General features: G+C 42.5%; 27 protein-coding genes and 1 pseudogene. 10 read left to right on the top strand and 18 right to left on the bottom strand.

What is annotated here, in order from left to right:
- The first annotated feature begins 189 nt into the window (after nucleotides 1-189).
- On the top strand, nucleotides 190-666 hold the full coding sequence (locus tag CE058_RS11310) for a divergent PAP2 family protein (RefSeq protein ID WP_035331991.1): 477 nt from the start codon (nucleotides 190-192) through the stop codon (nucleotides 664-666).
- 14 nt (nucleotides 667-680) lie between these two features.
- Nucleotides 681-1,463: a cobalamin-binding protein gene (locus CE058_RS11305; RefSeq protein ID WP_048009798.1), complete on the top strand. Its 783-nt coding sequence runs from the start codon at nucleotides 681-683 to the stop codon at nucleotides 1,461-1,463.
- 48 nt (nucleotides 1,464-1,511) lie between these two features.
- Here the strand turns inward: CE058_RS11305 and CE058_RS11300 are convergent, their stop codons facing one another.
- From CE058_RS11300 to CE058_RS11280, 5 genes are all read right to left on the bottom strand, one after another.
- A complete protein-coding gene (locus CE058_RS11300) occupies nucleotides 1,512-2,225 on the bottom strand; it encodes a 3D domain-containing protein (RefSeq protein WP_048009797.1) in 714 nt (237 codons plus the stop codon).
- Nucleotides 2,226-2,417: 192 nt separating this feature from the next.
- Complete coding sequence (locus CE058_RS11295) at nucleotides 2,418-2,741, bottom strand: YuiB family protein (RefSeq protein ID WP_048009796.1); 324 nt, start codon at nucleotides 2,739-2,741, stop codon at nucleotides 2,418-2,420.
- A 460-nt stretch (nucleotides 2,742-3,201) separates the two neighbouring features.
- Nucleotides 3,202-3,327 (bottom strand): YuiA family protein, encoded by a 126-nt coding sequence (locus CE058_RS11290; protein ID WP_159867914.1) that lies wholly within the window; start codon nucleotides 3,325-3,327, stop codon nucleotides 3,202-3,204.
- A 161-nt stretch (nucleotides 3,328-3,488) separates the two neighbouring features.
- Nucleotides 3,489-3,980 carry an NUDIX domain-containing protein gene (locus CE058_RS11285; RefSeq protein ID WP_048010924.1) on the bottom strand — a complete coding sequence of 164 codons (492 nt, stop codon included), beginning with the start codon at nucleotides 3,978-3,980 and terminating at the stop codon, nucleotides 3,489-3,491.
- Nucleotides 3,981-4,081: 101 nt separating this feature from the next.
- The gene (locus CE058_RS11280) at nucleotides 4,082-5,299 is read right to left on the bottom strand and encodes an NAD(P)/FAD-dependent oxidoreductase (RefSeq protein WP_048010923.1); all 1,218 of its coding nucleotides are present in this window, start codon (nucleotides 5,297-5,299) and stop codon (nucleotides 4,082-4,084) included.
- Nucleotides 5,300-5,682: 383 nt separating this feature from the next.
- Here CE058_RS11280 and CE058_RS11275 point away from each other — a divergent pair, with 383 nt between their 5' ends.
- The gene (locus tag CE058_RS11275; RefSeq protein ID WP_048010922.1) at nucleotides 5,683-6,681 is read left to right on the top strand and encodes an NAD(P)/FAD-dependent oxidoreductase; all 999 of its coding nucleotides are present in this window, start codon (nucleotides 5,683-5,685) and stop codon (nucleotides 6,679-6,681) included.
- Nucleotides 6,682-6,743: 62 nt separating this feature from the next.
- On the opposite strand, the gene CE058_RS11270 is transcribed toward CE058_RS11275, so the two are convergent.
- A complete protein-coding gene (locus CE058_RS11270) occupies nucleotides 6,744-7,106 on the bottom strand; it encodes a HesB/IscA family protein (RefSeq protein WP_048010921.1) in 363 nt (120 codons plus the stop codon).
- A gap of 192 nt (nucleotides 7,107-7,298) precedes the next feature.
- On the opposite strand from CE058_RS11270, the gene CE058_RS11265 reads away from it, so the two are divergent.
- Nucleotides 7,299-7,994, top strand: a complete 696-nt coding sequence (locus tag CE058_RS11265) for a DUF2225 domain-containing protein (RefSeq protein WP_163142608.1) — start codon at nucleotides 7,299-7,301, stop codon at nucleotides 7,992-7,994.
- A gap of 42 nt (nucleotides 7,995-8,036) precedes the next feature.
- On the opposite strand, the gene CE058_RS11260 is transcribed toward CE058_RS11265, so the two are convergent.
- Complete coding sequence (locus CE058_RS11260; RefSeq protein WP_035331977.1) at nucleotides 8,037-8,276, bottom strand: YuzB family protein; 240 nt, start codon at nucleotides 8,274-8,276, stop codon at nucleotides 8,037-8,039.
- A gap of 279 nt (nucleotides 8,277-8,555) precedes the next feature.
- Between CE058_RS11260 and CE058_RS11255 the strand changes: the two genes are divergently transcribed.
- On the top strand, nucleotides 8,556-9,623 hold the full coding sequence (locus tag CE058_RS11255) for an NAD(P)/FAD-dependent oxidoreductase (protein WP_163142605.1): 1,068 nt from the start codon (nucleotides 8,556-8,558) through the stop codon (nucleotides 9,621-9,623).
- A 38-nt stretch (nucleotides 9,624-9,661) separates the two neighbouring features.
- On the opposite strand, the gene CE058_RS11250 is transcribed toward CE058_RS11255, so the two are convergent.
- Nucleotides 9,662-9,985, bottom strand: coding sequence for a YuzD family protein (locus CE058_RS11250; protein ID WP_163142602.1), 324 nt, complete (start codon nucleotides 9,983-9,985; stop codon nucleotides 9,662-9,664).
- Nucleotides 9,986-10,536: 551 nt separating this feature from the next.
- Here CE058_RS11250 and CE058_RS11245 point away from each other — a divergent pair.
- Nucleotides 10,537-10,758 (top strand): annotated as a pseudogene (locus tag CE058_RS11245) (NifU family protein); the annotation flags it as partial.
- Between the two features lie 43 nt (nucleotides 10,759-10,801).
- Here the strand turns inward: CE058_RS11245 and thrB are convergent.
- The 5 genes from thrB to yutH form a co-directional block, all read right to left on the bottom strand.
- Nucleotides 10,802-11,737: a homoserine kinase gene (gene thrB, locus CE058_RS11240; protein WP_163142599.1), complete on the bottom strand. Its 936-nt coding sequence runs from the start codon at nucleotides 11,735-11,737 to the stop codon at nucleotides 10,802-10,804.
- The gene (thrC, locus tag CE058_RS11235) at nucleotides 11,734-12,795 is read right to left on the bottom strand and encodes a threonine synthase (RefSeq protein WP_163142596.1); all 1,062 of its coding nucleotides are present in this window, start codon (nucleotides 12,793-12,795) and stop codon (nucleotides 11,734-11,736) included. Before thrC ends, thrB begins: the two co-directional genes overlap by 4 nt.
- Nucleotides 12,792-14,090: a homoserine dehydrogenase gene (locus tag CE058_RS11230; RefSeq protein WP_048011981.1), complete on the bottom strand. Its 1,299-nt coding sequence runs from the start codon at nucleotides 14,088-14,090 to the stop codon at nucleotides 12,792-12,794. The genes thrC and CE058_RS11230 overlap by 4 nt, the downstream gene beginning before the upstream one ends.
- A gap of 206 nt (nucleotides 14,091-14,296) precedes the next feature.
- Nucleotides 14,297-15,259, bottom strand: a complete 963-nt coding sequence (locus CE058_RS11225) for a 2-hydroxyacid dehydrogenase (RefSeq protein WP_163142593.1) — start codon at nucleotides 15,257-15,259, stop codon at nucleotides 14,297-14,299.
- A 72-nt stretch (nucleotides 15,260-15,331) separates the two neighbouring features.
- Nucleotides 15,332-16,339 (bottom strand): spore coat putative kinase YutH, encoded by a 1,008-nt coding sequence (yutH, locus tag CE058_RS11220; protein WP_163142591.1) that lies wholly within the window; start codon nucleotides 16,337-16,339, stop codon nucleotides 15,332-15,334.
- A 257-nt stretch (nucleotides 16,340-16,596) separates the two neighbouring features.
- Between yutH and CE058_RS11215 the strand changes: the two genes are divergently transcribed.
- Nucleotides 16,597-17,100 carry a phosphatidylglycerophosphatase A family protein gene (locus CE058_RS11215; protein ID WP_048011984.1) on the top strand — a complete coding sequence of 168 codons (504 nt, stop codon included), beginning with the start codon at nucleotides 16,597-16,599 and terminating at the stop codon, nucleotides 17,098-17,100.
- 222 nt (nucleotides 17,101-17,322) lie between these two features.
- Here CE058_RS11215 and CE058_RS11210 read toward each other — a convergent pair whose 3' ends face one another.
- The 3 genes from CE058_RS11210 to hepT form a co-directional block, all read right to left on the bottom strand.
- Complete coding sequence (locus tag CE058_RS11210; protein WP_048011985.1) at nucleotides 17,323-18,090, bottom strand: TIGR01457 family HAD-type hydrolase; 768 nt, start codon at nucleotides 18,088-18,090, stop codon at nucleotides 17,323-17,325.
- Between the two features lie 180 nt (nucleotides 18,091-18,270).
- The gene (locus CE058_RS11205; protein ID WP_227888681.1) at nucleotides 18,271-18,924 is read right to left on the bottom strand and encodes a helix-turn-helix transcriptional regulator; all 654 of its coding nucleotides are present in this window, start codon (nucleotides 18,922-18,924) and stop codon (nucleotides 18,271-18,273) included.
- Between the two features lie 42 nt (nucleotides 18,925-18,966).
- On the bottom strand, nucleotides 18,967-19,407 hold the full coding sequence (gene hepT, locus CE058_RS11200) for a type VII toxin-antitoxin system HepT family RNase toxin (protein WP_163142589.1): 441 nt from the start codon (nucleotides 19,405-19,407) through the stop codon (nucleotides 18,967-18,969).
- Between the two features lie 227 nt (nucleotides 19,408-19,634).
- On the opposite strand from hepT, the gene CE058_RS11195 reads away from it, so the two are divergent.
- Both CE058_RS11195 and CE058_RS11190 read left to right on the top strand, forming a co-directional pair.
- On the top strand, nucleotides 19,635-19,901 hold the full coding sequence (locus tag CE058_RS11195) for a DUF3055 domain-containing protein (protein ID WP_035331963.1): 267 nt from the start codon (nucleotides 19,635-19,637) through the stop codon (nucleotides 19,899-19,901).
- A 102-nt stretch (nucleotides 19,902-20,003) separates the two neighbouring features.
- Entirely contained in the window at nucleotides 20,004-20,291 is a 288-nt protein-coding gene (locus CE058_RS11190; protein WP_035331961.1) for a hypothetical protein, read from the top strand.
- A 43-nt stretch (nucleotides 20,292-20,334) separates the two neighbouring features.
- Here the strand turns inward: CE058_RS11190 and CE058_RS11185 are convergent, their stop codons facing one another.
- Nucleotides 20,335-20,610 (bottom strand): YutD family protein, encoded by a 276-nt coding sequence (locus CE058_RS11185; RefSeq protein WP_048011987.1) that lies wholly within the window; start codon nucleotides 20,608-20,610, stop codon nucleotides 20,335-20,337.
- 168 nt (nucleotides 20,611-20,778) lie between these two features.
- Here CE058_RS11185 and CE058_RS11180 point away from each other — a divergent pair, with 168 nt between their 5' ends.
- Nucleotides 20,779-21,465, top strand: a complete 687-nt coding sequence (locus CE058_RS11180; RefSeq protein ID WP_048011988.1) for a YhcN/YlaJ family sporulation lipoprotein — start codon at nucleotides 20,779-20,781, stop codon at nucleotides 21,463-21,465.
- A gap of 71 nt (nucleotides 21,466-21,536) precedes the next feature.
- On the opposite strand, the gene lipA is transcribed toward CE058_RS11180, so the two are convergent.
- Nucleotides 21,537-22,454: a lipoyl synthase gene (gene lipA, locus CE058_RS11175; protein WP_048011989.1), complete on the bottom strand. Its 918-nt coding sequence runs from the start codon at nucleotides 22,452-22,454 to the stop codon at nucleotides 21,537-21,539.
- Between the last annotated feature and the right edge of the window lie 203 nt (nucleotides 22,455-22,657).

Below are 22,657 nucleotides of genomic sequence, written 5' to 3'. Positions count from 1 at the left end.
CTGGTCACAGTCCGAACATGGCTCAACTTCGGACACAAAGTGCTGAATTGAGCTGGTCACAGTCCGAACATGGTTCAACTTCGGACACAAAAAGTGCAAAAAACAACTCAGAGTCCGAACACGATTCAACTTCAGAAAGCAGAATAGAATTCAAAGATGGAGTATCATACAACCCAAAGGTGGTCTCACATGGAATTATTGACAAATTTCCCCCTATGGTCTGCTTTGGCAGCCATCTTCTTTGCCCAATTTGTAAAAGTGCCCATTCAATTTATTGCCACCCGAAGAGTGGATTGGTCCCTTTTAACCAGTACAGGCGGGATGCCAAGCTCACACTCAGCTGCAGTAACTGCCCTTTCAACCGGGGTGGCACTTGAGACCGGAATGGACTCTGCTGTTTTCGCTGTTTCTGCCGTTTTTGCCATTATCACTATGTTTGATGCTACGGGAGTGCGGCGTCAGGCCGGGGAACAGGCGATTGTATTAAACCAGCTTGTTGCCGACTTCAATAAATTCGTTGAAGAAGCAAAGACATGGCAGAAAAAAGCTGGCCAGGAAAAACAGAAAGAATTGAAGGAACTTCTGGGCCATAAGCCGATAGAAGTACTCTTTGGGGGCCTGACTGGAATATTATTAACTTTAGGGCTTCATTATTTATTTTCCTAAAGGTTGTGATGTAAATGAAAATCCTTTCCTTATGCCCAAGCAATACTGAATTAGTGGAATACTTGGGATTGACTGATATGCTTGCCGGCGTGGACGATTATTCGGATTGGCCGGAGCAAATTTCCAATCTGCCCAGGCTGGGTCCTGACTTGTCTATTAACATGGATAAAGTGGAGGAACTGAAACCGGACCTTGTGCTTGCCTCCCTGAGTGTACCCGGCATGGAAAAGAATGTAGCAGAGCTTGAAAAAAGGCAGATTCCCCATATTGTCTTAAATCCCCAAAGCCTCGCAGATATTGCAAATGACCTGGTTTTTACTGCTGAAAAAATCGGAATGCCTGAGAGAGGGATTTTGGCGGCTAAACAGTTTACGGAGAAAATAGAGGAACTTAAGCACATCTCAAGCAGGATTGAAAAAAAACCAAGCCTCTATTGGGAATGGTGGCCAAAGCCTGTGTTTACTCCTGGCAAGGTCAATTGGCTGACGGAAATCAGTGAAATAGCCGGTGGACGGAATTTATTTGCTGATGTTGAACTTGCAAGTGTCCAGACTGATTGGGAGGATGTCCTGAATCGGCAGCCGGATTATATCTGTCTCGCCTGGGTCGGTGTCAGAAGAGAAAAGGTGAATCCGGAGATTGTCCTGAATCGTCCAGGCTGGAGTGAAATGGGAGCAGTAAAACAGGAAAGAATCCTGGTTTTGGAAGAAGAACTGTATTGCAGGCCTTCACCGCGGCTGATTGAAGGCGCCATAAAATTAGCAGAAAAGATTCATCCGCAGGCATTTTCTGTTTGATAATACAAAAAGGCAAATCCGTTCATTGCGGATTTGCCTGTCTTCTGTTTATTTTTTCTCAGATTTGATATATTGCTGTCTGAAAACCTGCATGGCTTCATTTTCATTCAGTAACCTTAAATCTTCTTCCGTAAGGGTTCCATCGCCCATTTCAACAATGTAAACATCGAGCGTTTTCTTTCCCCAATTATTATAAACATCATCAACCGTTTCATAATAGAGATCCAATTTATTCCCCTTAATGGCACCGCCTTTATCGGCTACAACACCATACCCATAATCAGGAATAAACAGGATCGTCCCAATCGGAAAAACATTTAAATCTGCTGCGACTGTAGAGTATAAGTCCCTTTTAACTTTAACACCTGAGTATGTAATGCCAAAGGACGGATGATCCGGATTTTTTCCTGTCGACTCGTAAAAAGCTGTATATCCGGTAGCAATTACTTGTTTTTTCTGATACTGCGACCAGTCAATTGATTCCTCCAGTGTCGGCGCCTGTTCAATTGCGACAGCTTCACTCGCAGAAATCTTCGGTTCCAGGCTCACGGCCTGCTTCAAAAACTTAAATGCTACGCCAACCGATTTTAATGTATGTTCAAAATTTGAATTTCCATCTTTGCCAGCTTGTTCAGCATTTTGCTGCAGCTGTACAATTGATCTTGCTTCCACCCCGGAAATCGAATGGAAAGTTGTCAATAATGCACCTATAAATAAGGCAGACATTACTGTACGTTTCATCCATTTTGTAATTATGTTCATCTTTTACACTCCTCCCAAAGTTAGTCATTTCCCTTCTTCGAGAGAAATATTCATAACTTATGGGAAAGCAAGGCTTCCATCAGCCGATTACAGACAGGATAAAGCCAGTAATACCATAGGCTTGCCCGATTTGATCACACTAATCAAAAAAAATAAAAAATCCCCACACCCGGCAGAGATTTCATCACTAATTTAAAACATCCGATATCCTTTTTTACGGAGCAGTCTAATCGTGATTCCGGCAACAATGGCGCCTGCCATTCCGCTGCTGAGTATAAGGATGTCCGCCAAAGCGAGGCTGGACATTTCTACTCCAAGACTGGAAAACGATTCCTCCGGTTTTTGAAAATACTCAATGAAACGAACTTTATCAATGATAAAAATGGCAATTACGGGATAAATAATAGCCATAATCCAAGACATTCTTAATAGCATATTTAATATAAAACCTATTCCAAAAAACAGCACAAAAAACAGAAGCATCGAAATAGGCAAAACGAAAATCGTCATTTGCATGAACTTGTTTCCTCCCTTAACACATCAATAATTAGTTTACTTTATTGTGGATTGGGGAGTCAACAAGAAAAGCGGGTGTGTCAGTACACTCGCTATGAAAAGAAAAACTTCACTGCTCGCGAAGTTTGACTTTATCACAGTCTAACTGGCAGTAAGACCCCACTTCATGACTCAAGGAATCAAAGGAAAGTGGGGGCAAACTGCCCAATCTAGCTGCGGCTCCTAGGGGCTCGCTTGTCACCCCTGGGCAAGTCGCCTCGCTTTATAATGTAAAGGCCCGAAAGAAGGACAAAGACTAAGAACGCCACATCCTTGTGGCAACGTCTTTGTGACCCACTTCCTCCCAAAAGCTGTCGCATTTGGTCGTGCGATGCTCATGCTGACGAAGCCTTCCTTGTCCTGTGGGCCTCAACTAACAATCAGTGGGGGATAACGCCCCCCCACTGATTGAAGTTTCACTTTATTCCTTTTTCTTTCCTGTACCGCCGCAGCAGCTGCAGGTTTCAGATCCGCCTAATAGTAATTGAAAATACCCTTTACCGGAACAATACATACACTCTTTGTTTTCATATTTCTTAGCTGTCATTTCATTCATCTCCTTTTGAATTTTCGTAACTGAATTTTCTGATAATATACCAAGGATTTGAATAAATGAAAAGCTCCATATTTCATGAAAAACTATCGTTGGAAACGCATACAAGCATTATTTACTTCTGATTTCTCGTTCTTCCTCTAAATTTCAGAAAATTATAAAAATAATTTATAAGCTGTATAGCCGAAAGTATCCCCGGGATTAATGCCGTTAATTAAAGGTTTGATGGACGAATCCGAAGTATCCAATATGTATTTTAAAAGAACTGATGCATTCGGATCATCTGCAAGTTCTTTCGGATTGCGATACTGTACATCGAAAAGTTCGCTTTCCTGAACTTTTAATGATTGTTCAGGCTCAGCTTCAAGCAAAAACAAAATCATATTATCACTGACTTCTCCTTTTATGACACCTGTACGCAATCCAAGCAGGCCTTTCACTGTACATTTTATCCCGGTTTCCTCTTCTATTTCCCGGACTGCAGCTTCATCAGCCGTTTCGCCTGGTTCCACAAACCCTGCGGGCAGAGACCATTTGCCTTTAAGCCCTCCATATTTCTTTTTAACAACAAGCCAGTTGCCTTCAGGAGAAATAACAAGCCCGGAAACCGCAAGCCACACCTTTCCCCTTTTATGTTCGACTCCCATTCACACACCCCCTTTTACGTCATTTTATCACGAAAAAATCACCATTAAAAAAAGGGACAGACTTTAGAGTCCATCCCCATATATAAATGATAGCTGATTGATTAAAGAACGTTGAATTTACCTTTTTTCAATACAAGAGATGGTCCGCCAACCATGTAAAGTGCACGGTTATCGATCATCTTCTTCATGAATGAAGCTTTAGTTCCAACCATTTTCTTTCCGAATGCCACACCGATGGCATCATGTTCGCCCAGAGAACATACAGTACCTTTAATATCCGGTGTAAACGTTTCAAGATCAGTTTTATTACGGATTAAAGCAGTAATGTTTCTTGCACATACTTCACCCTGCTGCATAGCAATTTGGGCAGTAGGAGGGTATGGACGGTTAATTTCCTCATTGATGATTAATGAGCAGTCTCCGATGATAAACATATTATCATGGCCAGGAGCGCGCAAATCAGGCTGAACTTTTACACGGCCGCGCATTGCTTCAATGCCGGATTTTTCAATAATAGAATTTCCGCGTACACCTGCAGCCCAGACAACTGTTGCAGCTTTGATTTCTTCTACTTCATCTTCGCCCTTGCCAACGATGATCCCTTCAGGAGTAGCTTCTTTAATCGCTGTTCCGATCATGAATTGTACGCCTTTTTTCTCCAAGTGGGATACAGCGTAATTAACAAGCTCCGGATCAAAGCCTGGAAGAACCATTGGAGCTGCTTCCACACAAATGATTTTCACTTTATGGTAGTCCACATCGTATTCTTTGCAAAGCTCAGGAACACGGTTTGCCAACTCTCCAAGGAATTCAATGCCAGTGAAGCCTGCACCGCCGACAACAATTGTCAGGCGCTCATCTTTTTTCTCGGCGTCTGTATTATAAGTAGCAAATTGGTATTCGATATGCTCGCGGATTTGACGTGCAGCATTGACATTGACAATCGAAAATGCATGTTCCTTAAGTCCTTTGATACCGAATGTCTCCGGCTCAGCTCCAAGTGAAACAACCAGATAATCATAGTCAATTTCGCCGTTTTCCAAAATGACTTTCTTTTCTTCTGCTTTAATTTCAAGAGCAGTGCCCTGAACGAATTCAACTTTGTTGCGGTCAATAACATCTTTTATATCATAGCGTACACGATCATGATGAAGTGTTCCGGCTGATGCCTCGTGCAGCCATGTTGTTTCATAATGGTAGTCATTCTTGTTCACTAAAACGATTTCCGCTTCGTTTGTTCCTACAGATTTCTGCAAACGGGTTGCAACCATCAAACCGCCGTAGCCTCCACCGAGGATTACAATCTTTGGCTTTCTCAAGTGTATCACTTCCACCTTTTTTAAGTATTTTCTAATGTTTTCTTATCTTCCACTGCTTTATATTTTTTATAGCCAAAAACATAAAAAAACTTTGTGATTTTATTCACGAACTAGTTCAAAAAAACTCAATAAAATTGTCATAAAATATTAACATTATTCCTCCATTAATCTTATTCTACTTCATAGGGTTTTTCAACCCTAAAAAAATAGACGAAAAACTTAAAAATTTTAGGAAAAATTTAAAAAATATACGTGTTTTTATTTTCATGTATTCCACTCGAAATATTCCAATCATTCATAATATTTATCTCCATTCGTGAGGTTTTAAACGATTTATGTTAAAATAAAGAGTGGAATTTCAATACATACGTGGGGGGATATGCATGAAAGAAGATCAAAAAGTGTATGACATAACCATCATTGGCGGGGGGCCAACTGGTTTATTCACTGCTTTCTACGGGGGTATGAGACAAGCATCAGTAAAAATTATTGAAAGCTTGCCGCAGCTTGGGGGACAGTTATCTGCTCTTTATCCTGAAAAATACATATACGATGTTGCCGGCTTCCCGAAAGTCCGGGCCCAGGAATTGATTGATAACCTTAAGGAACAAATGGCTAAATTCGAGCCTACTGTATCACTTGAGCAATCGGTTGAAAAGTTAGAGAAGCAAGCTGATGGAACATTCAAGCTTACAACCAATAAAGAAGTACATTATTCAAAAACTATTATTATCACTGCCGGCAATGGCGCTTTCCAGCCCCGCCGTCTTGAACTTGAGAGTGCAGTTCAATACGAAGGTAAAAACCTTCATTACTTTATTGATGATTTAAATAAATTCGCCGGCAAAAAAGTAGTTGTTTTCGGCGGAGGGGATTCCGCAGTAGACTGGGCATTAATGCTTGAGCCTATCGCTGAGAAAGTGACGATTGTTCATCGCCGCGATAAATTCCGCGCACATGAGCACAGTGTAGAAAATCTGCAGAACTCTAAAGTTGAAATTAAAACACCTTATGTTCCAGCTGAGCTTATTGGTGACAGTGAAGCAATCAGCCAAGTCGTACTTGAAGGTGTGACTTCAAAGGAGAAAGAGGTATTTGATGTTGATGCAGTGATCGTTAACTACGGATTCGTTTCCTCACTTGGCCCAATTAAAGAATGGGGCCTTGATATCGAGAAGAACTCCATCGTTGTTAACTCCCGAATGGAAACAAACATCGAAGGCATCTATGCTGCCGGCGATATCTGCACATACGACGGGAAGGTCAAGCTTATTGCCTGCGGTTTCGGTGAAGCGCCAACTGCCGTTAATCACGCAAAATCCTACATTGATCCAAAAGCGAAAGTACAGCCAATGCATAGTTCTTCCATGTTTGGCAAATAAGATAAGAAAAGGACGGCCCGTTCGGGACCGTCCTTTTTTGATGCGTTATGGCAGATTTTATTTTAGCACTCTTCCGGTGTACCAGTATTTGAAGCGGTACGGAAAGAGGATCCGCAGCCGCAGTTTGCAATGGCATTGGGATTGTCGATTGTGAATCCGCCGCCCATCATGGATTGTTTATAATCAATTTTTGTGCCATTTAAGATAGGTGCGTCTTCCTTGCTGACAAGAACCTGAATTCCATAGTGCTCGGACTGGATATCACCTTCCTCGGCTTCGTGTGCAAAACCCATTCCATAAGAAAGCCCGCTGCACCCGCCTCCTTTAACGGCTACACGCAAAAATGCATCTTCTTCCTCATTTTGTTTCATCATTTCTTTTATATGCAAAGCTGCTGCTTCTGTTATATCCACAACTTTTTCCATGTTATTCCCTCCTGTCATGTAAGGATACTTCTATAAACATAGTATATACAGTAAAAGGTATGTGCTCAACTTAAGAGGCTTTTACTTTTTCTAATTTTTTTCTGATACAGCCCACTAAATAGTTCTTTATACTCATAAAACCAGCAAAAAAGGTATAATAGTCTTAATCATTATCCTCGGAGGTGTCATTCTATGCAGCAATTAAAGCCTACTTATGATAAAAAATGCGAATGCAGAGTCTGCAGACAGAGTTTCACCACTAAAAAACTCCGCTCCAGATTTGTAAAAGCAGCTGATTATGACAGTGATTTCTGCCCTAACTATTCTGATGAAAGCATAAACCCTCTTTTATATCATATTCATACCTGCCCGCATTGCGGCTACTCAGAATCCGAGGATTTTTCTCCTTATTTCCCGCCGGGAGCCCTTGATTTGATACATTCTAAAGTTGCGAGTGCCTGGATTCCCCAGGATTATGGCCAGGAGCGTTCCATCATTGTTGCTGTCAACACCTATAAGCTGGCTTTATATTGCGGGACTTTAAAAAGGGAGAAGCATATTATTATGGCTGGTTTACAAGTCAGACTTGCCTGGCTTTACCGCAATATGAAGAATGATATTCAGGAACAGCGCTTTTTGAAGCTTTCTCTAAAGGAATATCTGGAGTCTTATATGTCAGATGATTTTAAAGGATCATCTATTTCAGAAACGAGGATTTTTTATCTGATCGGGGAGCTATCCCGAAGGACACATCAGGCAGAACAGGCTGTTAAATATTTCTCAAAAGTAATTGAGCTGCAAAACCGCTCCACTGAACCCAAATTAATTGAAATGGCCAGAGAACGCTGGTATGAAATGAGACAGGACCAAAAAACTGCAGCAAATTAAGGAATAAGAAAAGGAGCGAAATTTAATCGCTCCTTTTCGATATTAAAACATCGGATTTTCATCCAGATATTGATATATATTTTCAACCAGTTCATCTGGTGTTTCTCCTGTTACCACTTCTCCGTTCACAAGCGCAAAAAGAGTGCTTGCACATTTGCCGCAATACCCAAGACAGCCATATTCTATGACATCCAGATCATAATCCTTTTCCAGCTGTTCAAGCGCTTTTTGAGAGCCGCTGGCCAAATTGCTGATGCAAAATTCGATGATTGGCTTAATCACATCTTTCACCTCTCTACCCTGTTAATGCTACCTTTTTTACCCGAATTCTGCAAGAAAGTAATTTCATTAATATTTCTTATAAGTATGCATAATTACCACTTCATGTCGTTTATTGTCAAGTTTCCTGCTGATTTGTGTTGTGATTTTGTCACAATTTCGTTATACTTTTTATGGGTTTGAGGTTAATAATATCATTTATTTATTTTTCAAGATAACTAATAACGGTTATATTTAGGTTCGGTAACAGCAATCAGTACGGACATAAAGGGGAAATATACTATGAAAAATCTTGTGATACTTGGCGGAGGCTATGGAGGTATGAGGGCGCTTGCCCGACTTTTGCCTAACCAGCTTCCCGATGATGTCTCTATTACTCTAATAGATCGTGTGCCTTATCATTGTTTAAAAACTGAATATTATGCTCTTGCTGCCGGCACCATTTCTGACCAGCATGTGCGTGTATCCTTCCCTGAACACCAAAGATTGACCATTAAATACGGTGAAGTGACAAAAATCAGCATCGAGGAAAACAAGGTATATCTTCAGGGCGAAGATCCTGTTTCATATGACGATATAATCATTGGGCTTGGATGTGAAGATAAGTACCATAATGTTCCGGGAGCTGACATTCACACATATAGCATACAGACAATTGAGAAATCCCGAAGAACATATGAAGCTTTAAATAATCTATCACCAGGCTCTGTTGTTGGAATCGTCGGTGCAGGATTAAGCGGAGTGGAACTGGCTTCTGAATTAAATGAAAGCCGTCCGGATTTGAAAGTCAAATTATTTGATAGAGGGAAGCATATACTTTCCGCCTTCTCCGAAAGATTGAGCACCTATGTTGAAAATTGGTTTTTGGAGCATAATGTTGAAATCATTAACCAATCGAATATCACAAAAGTAGAAGAAAAAACCCTTTATAATCATGACGAAGCCATCCACTGTGATGCCATCGTATGGACCGCCGGCATCCAGCCGACCAAAGTGGTTCGGGATATGAATGTGGAAAAGGACCCGCAAGGACGAGTAGTCTTAACCAAGCATCACAATATTCCCGGGAATGAACATGTATATGTGGTAGGAGATTGTGCGAGCCTTCCGCATGCACCAAGTGCACAGCTTGCAGAAGGGCAGGCAGAGCAAATCGTTCAAATTCTATTGAAACGCTGGAAAGGCGAGGAGCTTCCTGAAACATTGCCAGTTATCAAGCTTAAAGGAGTTCTTGGATCACTGGGCAAAAAGCACGGTTTCGGTCTGGTTGCAGAACGTCCTATCACAGGCCGCGTCGCCCGCCTGCTGAAATCCGGAATACTTTGGATGTATAAATACCATAACGGTTAAGAAATAAAATGAGCATCCGTTTGGATGCTCATTTTTTATTAAACTGCCTGATAACCATACTTTTCCATTTCCGCATAGATCGTTTTTAATTTTGGATTACCTTCACCGACAATCTCATCCTCAATCAGGACAACAGGGTAAAACATATCTTCCTCTATCACTTTAAGTGCGAATTCTTTTTTGTCCTCTTCTTCGGGTGGATTATGAATGTCAACATACACGATTTTAAAAGGCTGATTGGCAAATTTCCGGGATAGTGCTGCCTCCAGCCATTCATAAGTTTCCTTGGATGATGGCAGGTTCACACAGCTTGGACAAAGCTGCTCCGCCCCATAAACAGTGATTTCAATCTCTTTTTTCACTCTTCTCTCCCCCTATGCAAAACTTGTTCTTCCCTCCATTTTACAACATTAACAATGAGCTGCCTAATAAAGTGAAACTTCAATCAGTGGGGGGTTCCTTATCCCCCACTGATTGTTAGTTGAGGCCCACAGGACAAGGAAGGCTTCGTCAGCATGAGCATCGCACGACCGAAAGCGGCTGCTTTTGGGAGGATGTGATGTTCTTAGTCTTTGTCCTTCTTTCAGGCCTTTACATTATAAAGCGAGGCGACTTGCCCAGGGGTGACAAGCATAAGACGAGCAGATGGCGGGAAGTGCTTTTCTTCCCATCAGCTGATTGGCTTATGACCTCGAGCCCCTAGGAGCCGCAGCTGGATTGGGCAGTTTGACCCCCACTTATCATCCTTTGATTCCTCTGGGCCTTGAAGTGGGGATCTTACTGCCCGTTAGACTGCGATAAAAATATTCTCCTAATGAGTGGAAATTACGTTCTTTGAATAGATTTTTTAGAGTGATTTGATTATAATAAATGTATGGAAAGGAGTCGATTTCACATGGCAGAACAAACAACTATGACTGAACAAGTTCAGGAAGTATTAGATAAATTGCGCCCATTCCTTCTTCGCGATGGCGGGGACTGTGAATTAGTGGATATTGAAGATGGCATCGTTAAATTGCGCCTTCTTGGTGCATGCGGCAGCTGCCCAAGTTCAACGATTACATTGAAAGCTGGTATTGAGCGCGCTCTTTTGGAAGAAGTACCTGGTGTAGTCGAAGTAGAACAAGTTTTTTAATTTTTCCTTTGCAAAAAGCGATGTCTGCATGACATCGCTTTTTTTATATTGTATGGCCTATCTCCAGCTCAGCTAAGCTTTTTTTAAAAACCGTGCAGCCTTCCTGATCAATTTTAAGGGGCATGATTTCCATGTCCGGGAGCAGCCTCCGAAGCCCTTCTGCCACCGCGGGAGCACATCCTGTCTCAGCCAGGCAGAGAACTGCCGGCCCTGCACCACTTAAGGCAACTCCAAATGCTCCGAGCCCAGGTGCTGCTTTTTCAATGACTTCCAAATGCGGAACCATTTTCTTTCGGTAAGGATGATGGAATAAGTCTCCGCTCATCATCTTGCCTGCGAGGGTGTAATTCCCGCTAAGCAAGGCTGCTACCATGACATTTCCGACTGCGCCTGCCTGGACAGCTTCCCTAAAGGACCATTCTGAAGGCAGAACACCTCTGGATTCCTTTGTGAGGAGCTCGTTTTTCGGAACCACTGCTATAACATCAAATTCTATAGTTTTAATACTTTGAACAGAAACCTCTTCCTCTGACAGGCAGCCAATAACGAGGCCTCCGAGAAGGGAGGCACCTGCGTTATCAGGATGGCCCTCCATTCTTGATGACAGTTCAAGCTTCTCGTACTGTGTCAGCTGGAGTCCGCAAATCACATCAGCCAATTCGATTCCCGCTACAATGGCTGCAGCGCTTGACCCAAGTCCCCGTGTGAGAGGGATATCGCTCGAAATGCGGACTTTGCATCCCGGAAGCTCTCTACCATACTTCTTCGCGGTTTCCATTGCAACTTGAAAAATAAAATTGGATTCATCAGATGGGTAGATGCTTAGCGGCTCTGATAAAGGAATCATTTCAAACTTGTCTGCCTTCTCTGCTTCAAGCGTCAAATATAAATTTAAGGCAAGGCCAATCGAGTCGAAGCCTGGCCCAAGATTTGCCGTGCTGCCGGGTACTTTAATGACAACCATTTCACCTTCGCTCATATGTGAACGGCTCCCTTGATATGGTCCGCAACTGCTTTTTCATCATTAGGCAGCAAAACAGGCTTAACAGGGCTGCAATCAATGGCTGTATTAGGATCCTTCAGTCCGTTCCCAGTCAGGATGGCCACCACTTTTGTTTTATGCGGAATCTCCCCATTGCGAAGCTGTTTATATACTCCCGCAAGTGAAGCACATGAAGCCGGCTCAGCAAAAATGCCTTCAGATGAAGCAAGTTTACGGTACATGCACAGGATCTCTTCGTCGCTGACTTCATCAATTTTTCCATTTGATTCTGACAATGCTGCATTGGCTAAATGCCAGCTCGCAGGATTTCCGATTCGGATGGCTGTGGCGATCGTTTCGGGATTTTCAAACACACGGTTATGAACGATAGCCGCTGCACCTTCAGCCTGTACTCCGTGTACTTTTGGAAGGCCAGTGCCGCGCACTTCATGGTATTCTTTAAATCCTTTCCAATAGGCAGAAATATTGCCGGCATTGCCCACAGGCAGGGCCAGGATATCCGGAGCCCCTCCAAGCTGGTCGCAGATTTCAAAGGCTGCTGTCTTCTGGCCTTCCAGACGATATGGATTAACCGAGTTTACTAGAGTAATAGGTTCTGTTTCGCTTATCTTCCGCACCATTGCCAGTGCCTGGTCAAAGTTGCCCTCAATAGATACGACTTCCGCTCCATACATAACAGCCTGTGCAAGCTTCCCCATGGCGATTTTTCCTTCTGGGATGACAACCACACATCTCATGCCGGCTCTTGCTGCATATGCCGCAGCAGCTGCAGAGGTATTGCCGGTGGAGGCACAGATGATGGCATCGCTTCCTTCTTCTTTCGCCTTTGCAACAGCCATAACCATGCCTCTGTCTTTAAATGACCCGGTAGGATTTGCTCCTTCCGTTTTTACATAAAGGTCAATGCCCCAGTCTCTTGAGAGTTTATCCAGCCTGATAAGGGGGGTATTTCCCTCATTTAAAGTAAGCATTGGTGTATTTTCACTAACTGGCAAATAGTCTTTATATGTCTTTATGAGGCCTTCCCATCTCATACTCTGGCGCTCCCTTCCACACGATACGAACTTTTGATTGATTGAACTGCCGGCAAATCTCTTAAACTTACTAAAATATCCTCATAATCCTGAAGGGATGCCTGGTGGGTAACCAGCACAATCTCAGCAAGCCCTTTTTCTTTTAAAGGAAGCTGCAGGATTTTCTCGAAGCTGACATGATGCTCTGAAAAAATGGATGTGATGTTGGCAAATGTCCCTACTTCATCTTTTACATGCATTCTTAAGAAATACTTCGAATAAATTTCATCTGCATCTTTTAATTTTTTATCATATTGAGGAACTGCCGCGCTTTTTCCGTTGACGCCAAGACGCATATTTTTCATGACCCCAACAAGATCCGATACCACAGCTGTAGCTGTAGGCAGACTGCCTGCCCCAGGCCCGTAGAACATCGTTTCCCCTACCGCTTCACCGTAAACATATACTGCATTATATTCATCCTGAACCGATGCAAGAGGATGAGACTCGGAAAGCAATGTCGGCTGGACACTTACTTCCACCTTCTCCCCCTCCCGATGGGCAATCCCGATCAGCTTCATGATGTACCCAAGCTGCTTGCCGTACTGCAGGTCTTCTTCCGTAATATCCGTAATGCCTTTAACCTTTACATCATCAAGGTCAATATTCATGGAAAAACCCAGTGTAGACAGGATCGCCATTTTCCTTGCTGCATCAAGGCCCTCCACATCTGCAGTCGGGTCGCTTTCCGCATATCCCAGCTCCTGAGCTTCTTTCAGGACGTCCTCATAAGCGCTCCCATTCTTGCTCATTTTAGTCAAAATAAAGTTCGTTGTCCCATTCACAATTCCCATCATTTTTGTAATTCTATCAGAAGCCAAACCATCTACCAGCCCTCTTAAGATGGGAATGCCGCCGGCAACACTTGCCTCATAAAAGAGATCGCACCCGTTTTGAGCAGAAGCAGCCAGCAATTCAGGTCCATAAACAGCCATTAAATCCTTATTTGCCGTCACCACATGCTTGCCATTATCCAAAGCTTTCTTTAAATGGTTTCTGGTTTCTTCTATGCCGCCCATTACTTCAATCACTACATCTATATCAGCATCATTTAAAATGTCTTCAGGATTAAGCGTCAGCAAATTCCTGTCCACTTTAACGGCTCTGTCTTTATTTACATCTTTAACAAGAACTTTTTTTACAATAACCGGACAGCCGACCTGGTGCATAAGCTTATCCTGATGTTTCTCAATGATTTGCACGACACCCGATCCAACTGTTCCTAACCCTAATAAACCGATTGAGATTGATTCCACGCTAGCTCCCCCTTAAAGTGTTCACTATGTAAGTACATTTGTATTTGTATAGTAGACATTATAGAGGGCAAGAGTGATTTTTACAATAGGCAATTTTCCGAAAATAATACGTGGAAGCGCTTAACATACTGGTTTATTGCGCTTAAATTTTTTTAAATTTTTTTATCCATCAATAAAGGCACCCATTATGGATGCCTTCATCACTTCTATTGCACCGGTGTTTTCGGTTTTTTTTCCGAAAGAACAAGATCAATATTTTCCACACACAGCTGCATCATCCTATAGCGCGTTTCTATGCTTGCACTTCCGATATGGGGCATGGCCACCACATTTTTCAGCTCTAACAGCGGATGTCCGGCGCCGATTGGCTCTTCCGCAAAAACATCCAATCCTGCAGCCGCAATTTCACCTGCCTTCAGTGCTTCATATAAATCATGTTCATTTACTACCGGTCCTCTGGAGGCATTCACAAAAACAGCATGGTTTTTCATCTTCCGGAAGGCATTTCGGTTAAATAGATTTCTTGTTTCTTCTGTCAATGGTGTCAGACAGACAACAAAATCTGACCGTTCGAGCAGCTCATCAAAGCTAACGTACTGAGCTCCCAGTTCCTGTTCTGCATCCAGCTTCCTCGAGCGATTGTGATACAGGATTTCCATATCAAATCCTGCGGCACGCTTTGCCACTGTTTTACCGATATTCCCCATTCCCACAATCCCGATTGTTTTATGATGCACATCCTGGCCAGCCAAAAGGAGCGGGCTCCAGCTCTTCCAATCGCCTTTCTTTACAAACTCCGCAGCCTCCACCATTCTCCGGGCAGCAGCAAGCACAAGTGCAAATGTCAGGTCGGCGGTTGAATCATTTAATACCTCTGGAGTGTTGGTCACTGTAATTCCCAGCCTCTTTGCTGTTTCAACGTCCACATTATCATAGCCGACAGCCATATTGGCAACAACCTTCAGCTTCTCTCCCGCTTTCAGAACTTCCTCATTTACCTGCTCTGACAGCATGGTTAGAAGGGCATCCGCCTTTTCGGCTTCTTGCAGAAATACATCGTAAGGAACCGGCATATCTTCCCGATCCCACATTTCAACAATGTATTTTTCTTTTAATATGGCGATAACATCCTCAGGAAGCTTCCTGCTGATAAATACATATGGTTTCATTGAAATATCCCCTTTTCACATTCTCAGCTTACTGTTCCTTTCGCCAAGAAAGAGGGAATTCCCTGCCTTTTTTCAGCTCTTAATCCAATTCACCAGAGGAATCCTTAGTTTTTTGATCGGAACTTCCGCAAATTCGAAAAACCCTCCCAGAAAGCGCTCATGGTCGTCAGACTGCCAGAGATATTTCTGCAGGCGCTCCTGAAGCACCAGCTTCTGCTGTTCAGAGTCGGCGCCATAATAATTTTCTACTGTTTCAAAATAATGGAGGGGAAACAATAGACGGGCGTAGTATAACCGCCATGAAAAAGAGGATAATCCTCCTACACTTTGATATTCCGATAAAAATTGGCGTAGTTCCGGCTGATACGTTTTGATATTACGGAAGTATTTTTCCCTTGTCCATTCCGCCAAATCTCTCGACGAGTGATCAAATACCCAGTCAAATGGATTTTTCATATAATAATTGTCTCCCCAGGTGGAAGAAGTCAATCTAATATGACAAACGGTTCCGCTGTCTCCCATACCGGGTTCATCGTCAAGCTCTGTATCCACAAGATACTGTATTGAATTTTCAGCCAGCCCCATATAGTATGGAAATGACTCTAAAAACATTCTCTCAAAGTCATTTTCGGGTTTTTGGAATAGCATCTCATTCCATACCTTTTCCATTTGGTCAAGACGCTGTTCCCAAAGCTGTTTCCATTGCCCGATTCTGCTCGTTTTTTTCACAGGAAAAGAAATGCTCCTGCCTCTGTAATGGAACTTTGCCAGCTTTCGGCCAAACTGATTCTGCTTCCTGCTCATGGTATGCCGATTAACTAAAATGCAAAAACGGCTATCATTCCAGTCAATGGACTGCTTGCCTTCCTTCGTTTTCAAAAAAGTGCTTATATTTCTATCTCCGCTATTGGACAGGTGTTCTGCCATTCGGTCCAGTTCATCAAGCTCTTCTTCATCTGTATGCCCAGCAGGCACAAGCAAATAAAGATGCCCCTGCTTACGGCATGCATCATATTTTCCAATTCTGATTGTATCTTCTGCTTCTATGCCAAATTGTTCTTTCAAAAGCATTCTAAACATTAAACCACCTCAAGTTAAAAAGATCTTTAAGGGATATATATGATAGATGACTTTAAAACTTGTTGTTTTCTTGGATAAGACTGTGCACCATGGAAATGATATAGAAAATGAATTTTTTCCGTTTGAGCGGCAGTGGGCATATTTGATAAAAAAAGGGTATATACATAGTGAAAAGAATCTAAAAGTAAACAGCACAGGTCTTTTAAAGGCCTGATGAAGTTACCGTAATCACTTATAAACCAGAAAAGGTGAAGCCAATGAATGAAGAAAAAAAAGCAGTTAATCTTACAGAACAGACAGCACGTAAATGGCTACATGAAAGAGGGGTCGAAATACAGGATATAGCTGATTTGGTGTTCTTCCTCCAGGAGAAATATCACCCCGATTTGCAGATGAAGGACTGCATTCACAATGTAGAGCGTGTTTTATCAAAAAGAGAAGTGCAAAACGCCATTTTGACAGGAATTCAGCTGGATATGCTGGCCGAGGAAAAGAAACTCCTGGAACCGCTGCAATCGATTATCGCTACAGATGAAGGATTATATGGTGCAGATGAAGTACTGGCCTTATCCATAGTAAACGTATATGGTTCCATCGGATTTACCAATTTCGGGTATATCGATAAATTGAAGCCGGGCATTTTGAAGGATCTGAACGATAAGAGTTCAGGCAGATGCCACACCTTCCTTGATGATATTGTAGGAGCTATCGCTGCAGCTGCTTCGAGCAGACTTGCACATAGTGCTGAAAATGCGGAATAAGAAAAGTGCAATTTCCTTGGTCACGAAGGAACGCAGACTAAGAACGCCACGTCCTCCCAAAAGCTACCGCTTTCGGTCGTGCGATGTTTATGCTGACAAAGCCTTCCTTGTCCCGGGGCCTTACCTCGAGGGCGGCAAGCGCTGGACCTAGACATTTTTAGAAGTTAAAATTATACTTTCTTATCTTTTAAAAAAGGATGGAGACTTTTCTCCATCCTTTTTCTATTTGAAGTCCCAATCCGCTAATGAATCGAGTACAAAGTCCGGCTGTCTCTCATATCCCTTCAATAATTCTTTCGTTGTTACCCCCGTATGGACAAGCAGAGTATCCATACCGGCATTCATTCCTGCTAAGATATCCGTATCATAGTTATCTCCAACCATCAGCGTTTCTTCCTTGGCAGTTCCCAGCACCTTCAAAGCCTGCTCCATGATAATCGATTCCGGCTTGCCAATAAAAACAGGCTGAGTTTGTGTCGATACAGTAATGACAGAGGTTAGTGAGCCATTGCCCGGCAGAAGGCCTCTTTCTGTCGGAATGGCAATGTCTCCGTTTGTAGAAATGAAGGTTGCCCCATTCCGGACAGCAAGACAGGCAATGGACAGCTTTTCATAGTTAATGGAGCGGTCAATCCCTACCACAACGAAGTCTGCATGCTCCTCTGCAAAGCTTAGCCCTTTTTCAGACAGCGCTTCCCTGATTCCTTCTTCTCCGATTACATATACAGAAGCATCTTTTTGCTGTTCATATATGTAGCTGGCAGTGGCCATGCTCGTTGTAAATACCTGTCTCTCTTCAGCAGGAATGCCAAACTTCACAAGCTTATCCGCCACCTGGCCCGGTGTTCTTGACGAATTATTCGTCACAAACAAATAAGGCAGACCCAGTTCCTGAAGCTTTTTGACAAAGTCGGCCGCCTCACTAATCAGTTCTGTCCCGCGATACATAGTGCCATCTAAATCGATTAAGTATCCTTTATATTTTTTCAAAATTATTCCTCCCATAATGAACTGAGCTTTGATTAGTATCCCTATAATTATTGCTTTTTAACTTGTCTTTCGCCCATAAAGGATATCTTAAAGGAACGAGGGGAATTGTGCAATTTTTCATGATTAAGGGGATACAGTCAATCCCACAAAAAAAACTCCTTGATGAACAGGAGCCCGCGCTTAATCTTGCTCTATTATATAATGACAGCATCCATCACCCGCAGCCATGCAGGACTTGATATCAACTTTATCAGCAGAAAGAAAATCTTTGATAAATTCCTTTTCAGATCTGCAGATTTGTTTAAATTCTTCTGCTGTTTCGATATATGGGCAATTGAATTCTTTGAGATGGACCTGACCTTCCTCTATCTGAACTTCCGGCATAAAGCCTTCAAGCAGAAGGAGTTCCTCCAGAATATGAAGCTTTTCGGAGAATGATTTCCCCGCTGTCTGAAACTCATACTGCTGTATGAGGCGGCTTTTTCTCCTGGAAAACAACTCAGTAATTAAATGGCTCTGCCCCATGCTTTTTAATTCGGTTAATAATTCAACACTTAGCTGCTTGTATTTTTTCGGAAACAGATCTTCTCCTTTTGCTGTTAGCTGATAAAGCTTTGAAGGGCGCCCTTTTGTTTGCCTCTGGATTGAAGATGTAATAAATCCATCCTTTTCAAGAACCTGAATATGCTTTCTGACGGCCATTTCGGATATTCCTAACTTCTGGGCCATTTCCAGAATGGATCGTTTTCCCGCTGTTTTGATTAACCTCAGAATCATATCTCTTGTGGAGTTTTCTCCAATATGCATAACTTCACCGCCCTTCTCTTTATTCAAGACTAATCTGCCCTAGAGAAAAAGATCGGATTTCTCCGACGCTTATTGAGGTTTAAATGCAGAAACCGGTCCGAGTTCATTGATCAAATACTCTCTGACCCGTCCTGGAAACTCTTTAATCATGGGGATATGGCTGCTTATGGCCGCTTTCAGCCCTTCATGATTAACATCGGTGTAATTTTGGACGAGCATTTTACGATATGTAATGAATTGTTTAAAGCTCTCGCTCATTTCTTTGCTGATTACTTTTTCATCGTCAAGAATATCCACGATATCATCGTAGCTGCCTGGATCCCTCATGATAAAACCGTCTATCATCGTATTTCCAATATCAAGGATCGCTTCGATCATAATTTGGGCAATCCGCTCCAAGGCTGCCTTTTCAATAGGGGATGTCCACTCTTTCACTTCTTCAAAAAGGGAGATTTGCTGTTCCAGATAACCAAGTGTGTCTTCAATCTTTTCCCTGTCTACGAAATACATAACGCTTCGTTCCTCCTATGAAGATTTCAGGCTCCTGGTTTAGAGCATCCGGCTGCATCCGTGTCGTCACAGCCACCCGAAATCCTAAAGTTCTCTATACCTTTATATTGTATATAAAGTTTTCAATACCTTCAATGGGATCACATTGAGTTATTTCAGTTACGGGGGGATAAACCTTATAAGGACATGCTATAATCGGTATATAAAACAACTAAGGAGTGTTATATTTGGCAGAACGCTTTTTCTTATATGATGATCTTGAAGATACAAAAACCAGATTTGTCAGCTTTATGGGGGAAAACCAGCGATTCGATTTAGCTATCGTTCGTTCGGATCGCTATTACGGCAAACAATTGGTCCTTGATATTCAGGGAAGCCGCTTTGCCATCATAGGAGAAGATGACTTAAAGGAAGAAGGCTATCTTGAGCATGTATTTCAGCTTTCTGAGGAAGATGCAGAGGACCTTAAATCATTTCTGATGGAAATCGTTTAATATACGATAATAAACAGATACTAAAGGGGAACCTATTTTGGTGGGTTCTCCTTTTTCTTCTTTAAAGACCCTGCTTCCTATAACTTCTTAAGGAGTGATGGCATGGACGATAAAGAAAGACGCACATACACCGACTTCTCAAATGTGGAAACCCAAAGGAATTTCCTGATTCCCGAGGACTTGCCTGAAGGGGCATATGGCGCTCCCAGAAATGCGGATGAACCGGTAGAGAATAAAAGCACACCATGGCGGGAGGGCCAGCGCTATTACAGCGCCTTTAACTATGAGTTCAAGTCCCTTCACCAAAACTTGCCGCGGCAAATGCCAGGTGCGCACCCTCCGCATGACGATCCTGATAAAAACGAAGAACCGCCATACACAGAGACTTAAGCAAAGCGCATGCGCAAAAAGGGCCGGGTTTCCCCTGCCCTTTTTAGCTTTTAACTTTTTTCACAACAAAATAGGCACAGCCGAAATTACAGAACTCGTAAAGGTATTCTGTAAGTGTGCTGATTTTTGTATCAAATGAAGCCTTCTGGCTCTGATCATCGAAAAAACCGCGGAGACGAAGCTGTCCATATCCCCAGTCCCCGACAATATAGTCATATCTGGATAAAATTTCGCTATATCTGGCCCGGAATGCCTCCTCATTGAAACCATCCCGTTCTTCCTGGATCAATTCATAACTGATATTGTTAATGCTAACCAATTTTTTCACCTCATTTTAAGAGCATATGTAACAGTATTATATTGAAAATAACATGATATGAAAACAAACCAATATTTTGTCTTTATTTAAATTATAACTGATTCCCCATCAATTACTAAGAGAAAAAAATTTAGACGTGGCAACTCTATAAATGAGGAGGTGTTAATAGTGAAGAAATCACTAATCATTCTTGGCATTAGCGGCATGGCTGCACTGACTGCCTGCCAAAATAATGCCGCAAAAGAAGATATCTATGAAGAAACCGGTCATACCGTAAATGTAAATGACCAGCGTGCTGATTTATACAATAGGGATATGGGCAACGGCCGAAACGGCCGAAACAATATGGGTGAAGACTTTGGCTATGTACGCCATCAAAAAAGCCCAATTATGGGAGACAACGTTTCAGCAGACCACTATGCTGCCATTGACCGTGAACAGGTTGCAGATATTATCGGGAAATATTGCACAGAAGTTCCGAATGTGGACGATATTTCAACTCTTGTTACAGATGAAGAAGTCCTGATTGTATATAATACTGACACAAAAAACCGAAATCAGACAGCTGATCAGGTCAAGAAGATGGCTATGTCTGTTGTCCCAAGATGGTATCATGTCTATGTAAGTGATGATACCTCTTTAAGGAAAAATGTTGAAAACTATGCAACAGTGGACTCTGATGGACGTAATGCTGAAAATGGCATTAACCAGTTAATCAAACAAATGCTTAAATCTCCTCAAGGAGAAAGAATGAGTGAAAGTGAAAATGAAAACGGTGAAATGCAAGGCGAAAGAAACGATGATATGGATAAAGATGATCTTGGAGAAACCGTCAAAAAAGCAGGAAACCGGTAACAGGAAAGTTTCCTCCCCAGAAAACCTTTTCAAAGAAGAGAGTCCAGCGATGGCGCTGGACTCTTTTTAATTTATGCTTGCTGAATTTCCTTTTCTCCCATAATCTGCTTTTGTTTAGCTGCCGCATTTACCTGCTCATCAGCATGGTAGGAAGATCGGACAAGAGGACCTGCTTCACAATGGCTGAATCCTTTGCTCATTGCAATGTCCTTCAGCTCCTGGAATTCTTCAGGTGAATAATACTTCAGCACTTTAATATGTTTCTTGGATGGCTGCAGGTACTGCCCTATTGTCATAATGTCAACATCATGAGCACGCAAATCATCCATTACTGCAATGATTTCCTCTTTCGTTTCACCAAGCCCGATCATCAGGCTGGATTTTGTAGGGATATCCGGCTGCATTTCTTTTGCACGCTTTAAAAATTCAAGAGAGCGCTTATATTTCGCACGTGCTCTTACTCTTGGAGTCAGGCGCTCAACAGTTTCGATATTGTGATTAAGGATATCGGGACGGGCATCCATAAGTGTTTTCAGGTTTTCATAAACACCGCCCATGTCGGAAGGCAATACTTCAATGGTAGTAAACGGACTTTTTCTTCTGATGGCACGAACTGTTTCTGCGAAAACAGCTGCACCTCCGTCCTTTAGATCATCTCTTGCTACAGCTGTTACAACAGCATGCTTTAAGTTCATAAGAGCCACGGAATCAGCCACGCGTTCCGGCTCCTGAAGATCCAGTTCAGTAGGCAGGCCCGTTTTGACAGCACAGAAACGGCAGGCACGCGTACAAACATCGCCAAGAATCATAAACGTAGCCGTTCTTCTTACTGCCCAGCATTCATGAATATTGGGGCATTTAGCTTCTTCACATACAGTGTGCAGATTCTTTTCCCTCATCATTTTTTTTAGGCCAGTATAATTTTCATTTGTGTTCAACTTTATTTTCAGCCATTCCGGCTTGCGCAAATACTCTTCTTTCTTGCTCATTTTTCCCACTCCTTAATCTGAAGCTAGACGTAAAGAAAAGCGCAAGCGCCCTTGTCCGCCACTCCCGAAACATCGAGGGGGCTACGCTGCTTGAGCTAGACCATTTTTCTGACTTCAGAATTTATACTTTCTGCCCATTAAAAAAGCCAGTCATACAATTCCGACTAAGCTGATTAGGCTTCACCTGATGCCACTTTATCATA

This window comes from Bacillus sp. 22-7 (genome assembly GCF_010628845.1).
GTDB lineage: Bacteria > Bacillota > Bacilli > Bacillales > Cytobacillaceae > Cytobacillus > Cytobacillus firmus_B.
Note: the sequence above shows the minus strand (reverse complement) of the source record. Positions and strands in the feature narration are given on the sequence as shown.

Coding starts and splice junctions, on each gene's coding strand:
- CE058_RS11310 (WP_035331991.1), top strand. CDS start 190: ATGGAATTATTGACAAATTTCCCCCTATGGTCTGCTTTGGCAGCCATC.
- CE058_RS11305 (WP_048009798.1), top strand. CDS start 681: ATGAAAATCCTTTCCTTATGCCCAAGCAATACTGAATTAGTGGAATAC.
- CE058_RS11300 (WP_048009797.1), bottom strand. CDS start 2,225: ATGAACATAATTACAAAATGGATGAAACGTACAGTAATGTCTGCCTTA.
- CE058_RS11295 (WP_048009796.1), bottom strand. CDS start 2,741: ATGCAAATGACGATTTTCGTTTTGCCTATTTCGATGCTTCTGTTTTTT.
- CE058_RS11290 (WP_159867914.1), bottom strand. CDS start 3,327: ATGACAGCTAAGAAATATGAAAACAAAGAGTGTATGTATTGTTCCGGT.
- CE058_RS11285 (WP_048010924.1), bottom strand. CDS start 3,980: ATGGGAGTCGAACATAAAAGGGGAAAGGTGTGGCTTGCGGTTTCCGGG.
- CE058_RS11275 (WP_048010922.1), top strand. CDS start 5,683: ATGAAAGAAGATCAAAAAGTGTATGACATAACCATCATTGGCGGGGGG.
- CE058_RS11270 (WP_048010921.1), bottom strand. CDS start 7,106: ATGGAAAAAGTTGTGGATATAACAGAAGCAGCAGCTTTGCATATAAAA.
- CE058_RS11265 (WP_163142608.1), top strand. CDS start 7,299: ATGCAGCAATTAAAGCCTACTTATGATAAAAAATGCGAATGCAGAGTC.
- CE058_RS11255 (WP_163142605.1), top strand. CDS start 8,556: ATGAAAAATCTTGTGATACTTGGCGGAGGCTATGGAGGTATGAGGGCG.
- thrB (WP_163142599.1), bottom strand. CDS start 11,737: ATGAGCGAAGGTGAAATGGTTGTCATTAAAGTACCCGGCAGCACGGCA.
- thrC (WP_163142596.1), bottom strand. CDS start 12,795: ATGAGATGGGAAGGCCTCATAAAGACATATAAAGACTATTTGCCAGTT.
- CE058_RS11225 (WP_163142593.1), bottom strand. CDS start 15,259: ATGAAACCATATGTATTTATCAGCAGGAAGCTTCCTGAGGATGTTATC.
- yutH (WP_163142591.1), bottom strand. CDS start 16,339: ATGTTTAGAATGCTTTTGAAAGAACAATTTGGCATAGAAGCAGAAGAT.
- CE058_RS11215 (WP_048011984.1), top strand. CDS start 16,597: ATGAATGAAGAAAAAAAAGCAGTTAATCTTACAGAACAGACAGCACGT.
- hepT (WP_163142589.1), bottom strand. CDS start 19,407: ATGTATTTCGTAGACAGGGAAAAGATTGAAGACACACTTGGTTATCTG.
- CE058_RS11190 (WP_035331961.1), top strand. CDS start 20,004: ATGGACGATAAAGAAAGACGCACATACACCGACTTCTCAAATGTGGAA.
- lipA (WP_048011989.1), bottom strand. CDS start 22,454: ATGAGCAAGAAAGAAGAGTATTTGCGCAAGCCGGAATGGCTGAAAATA.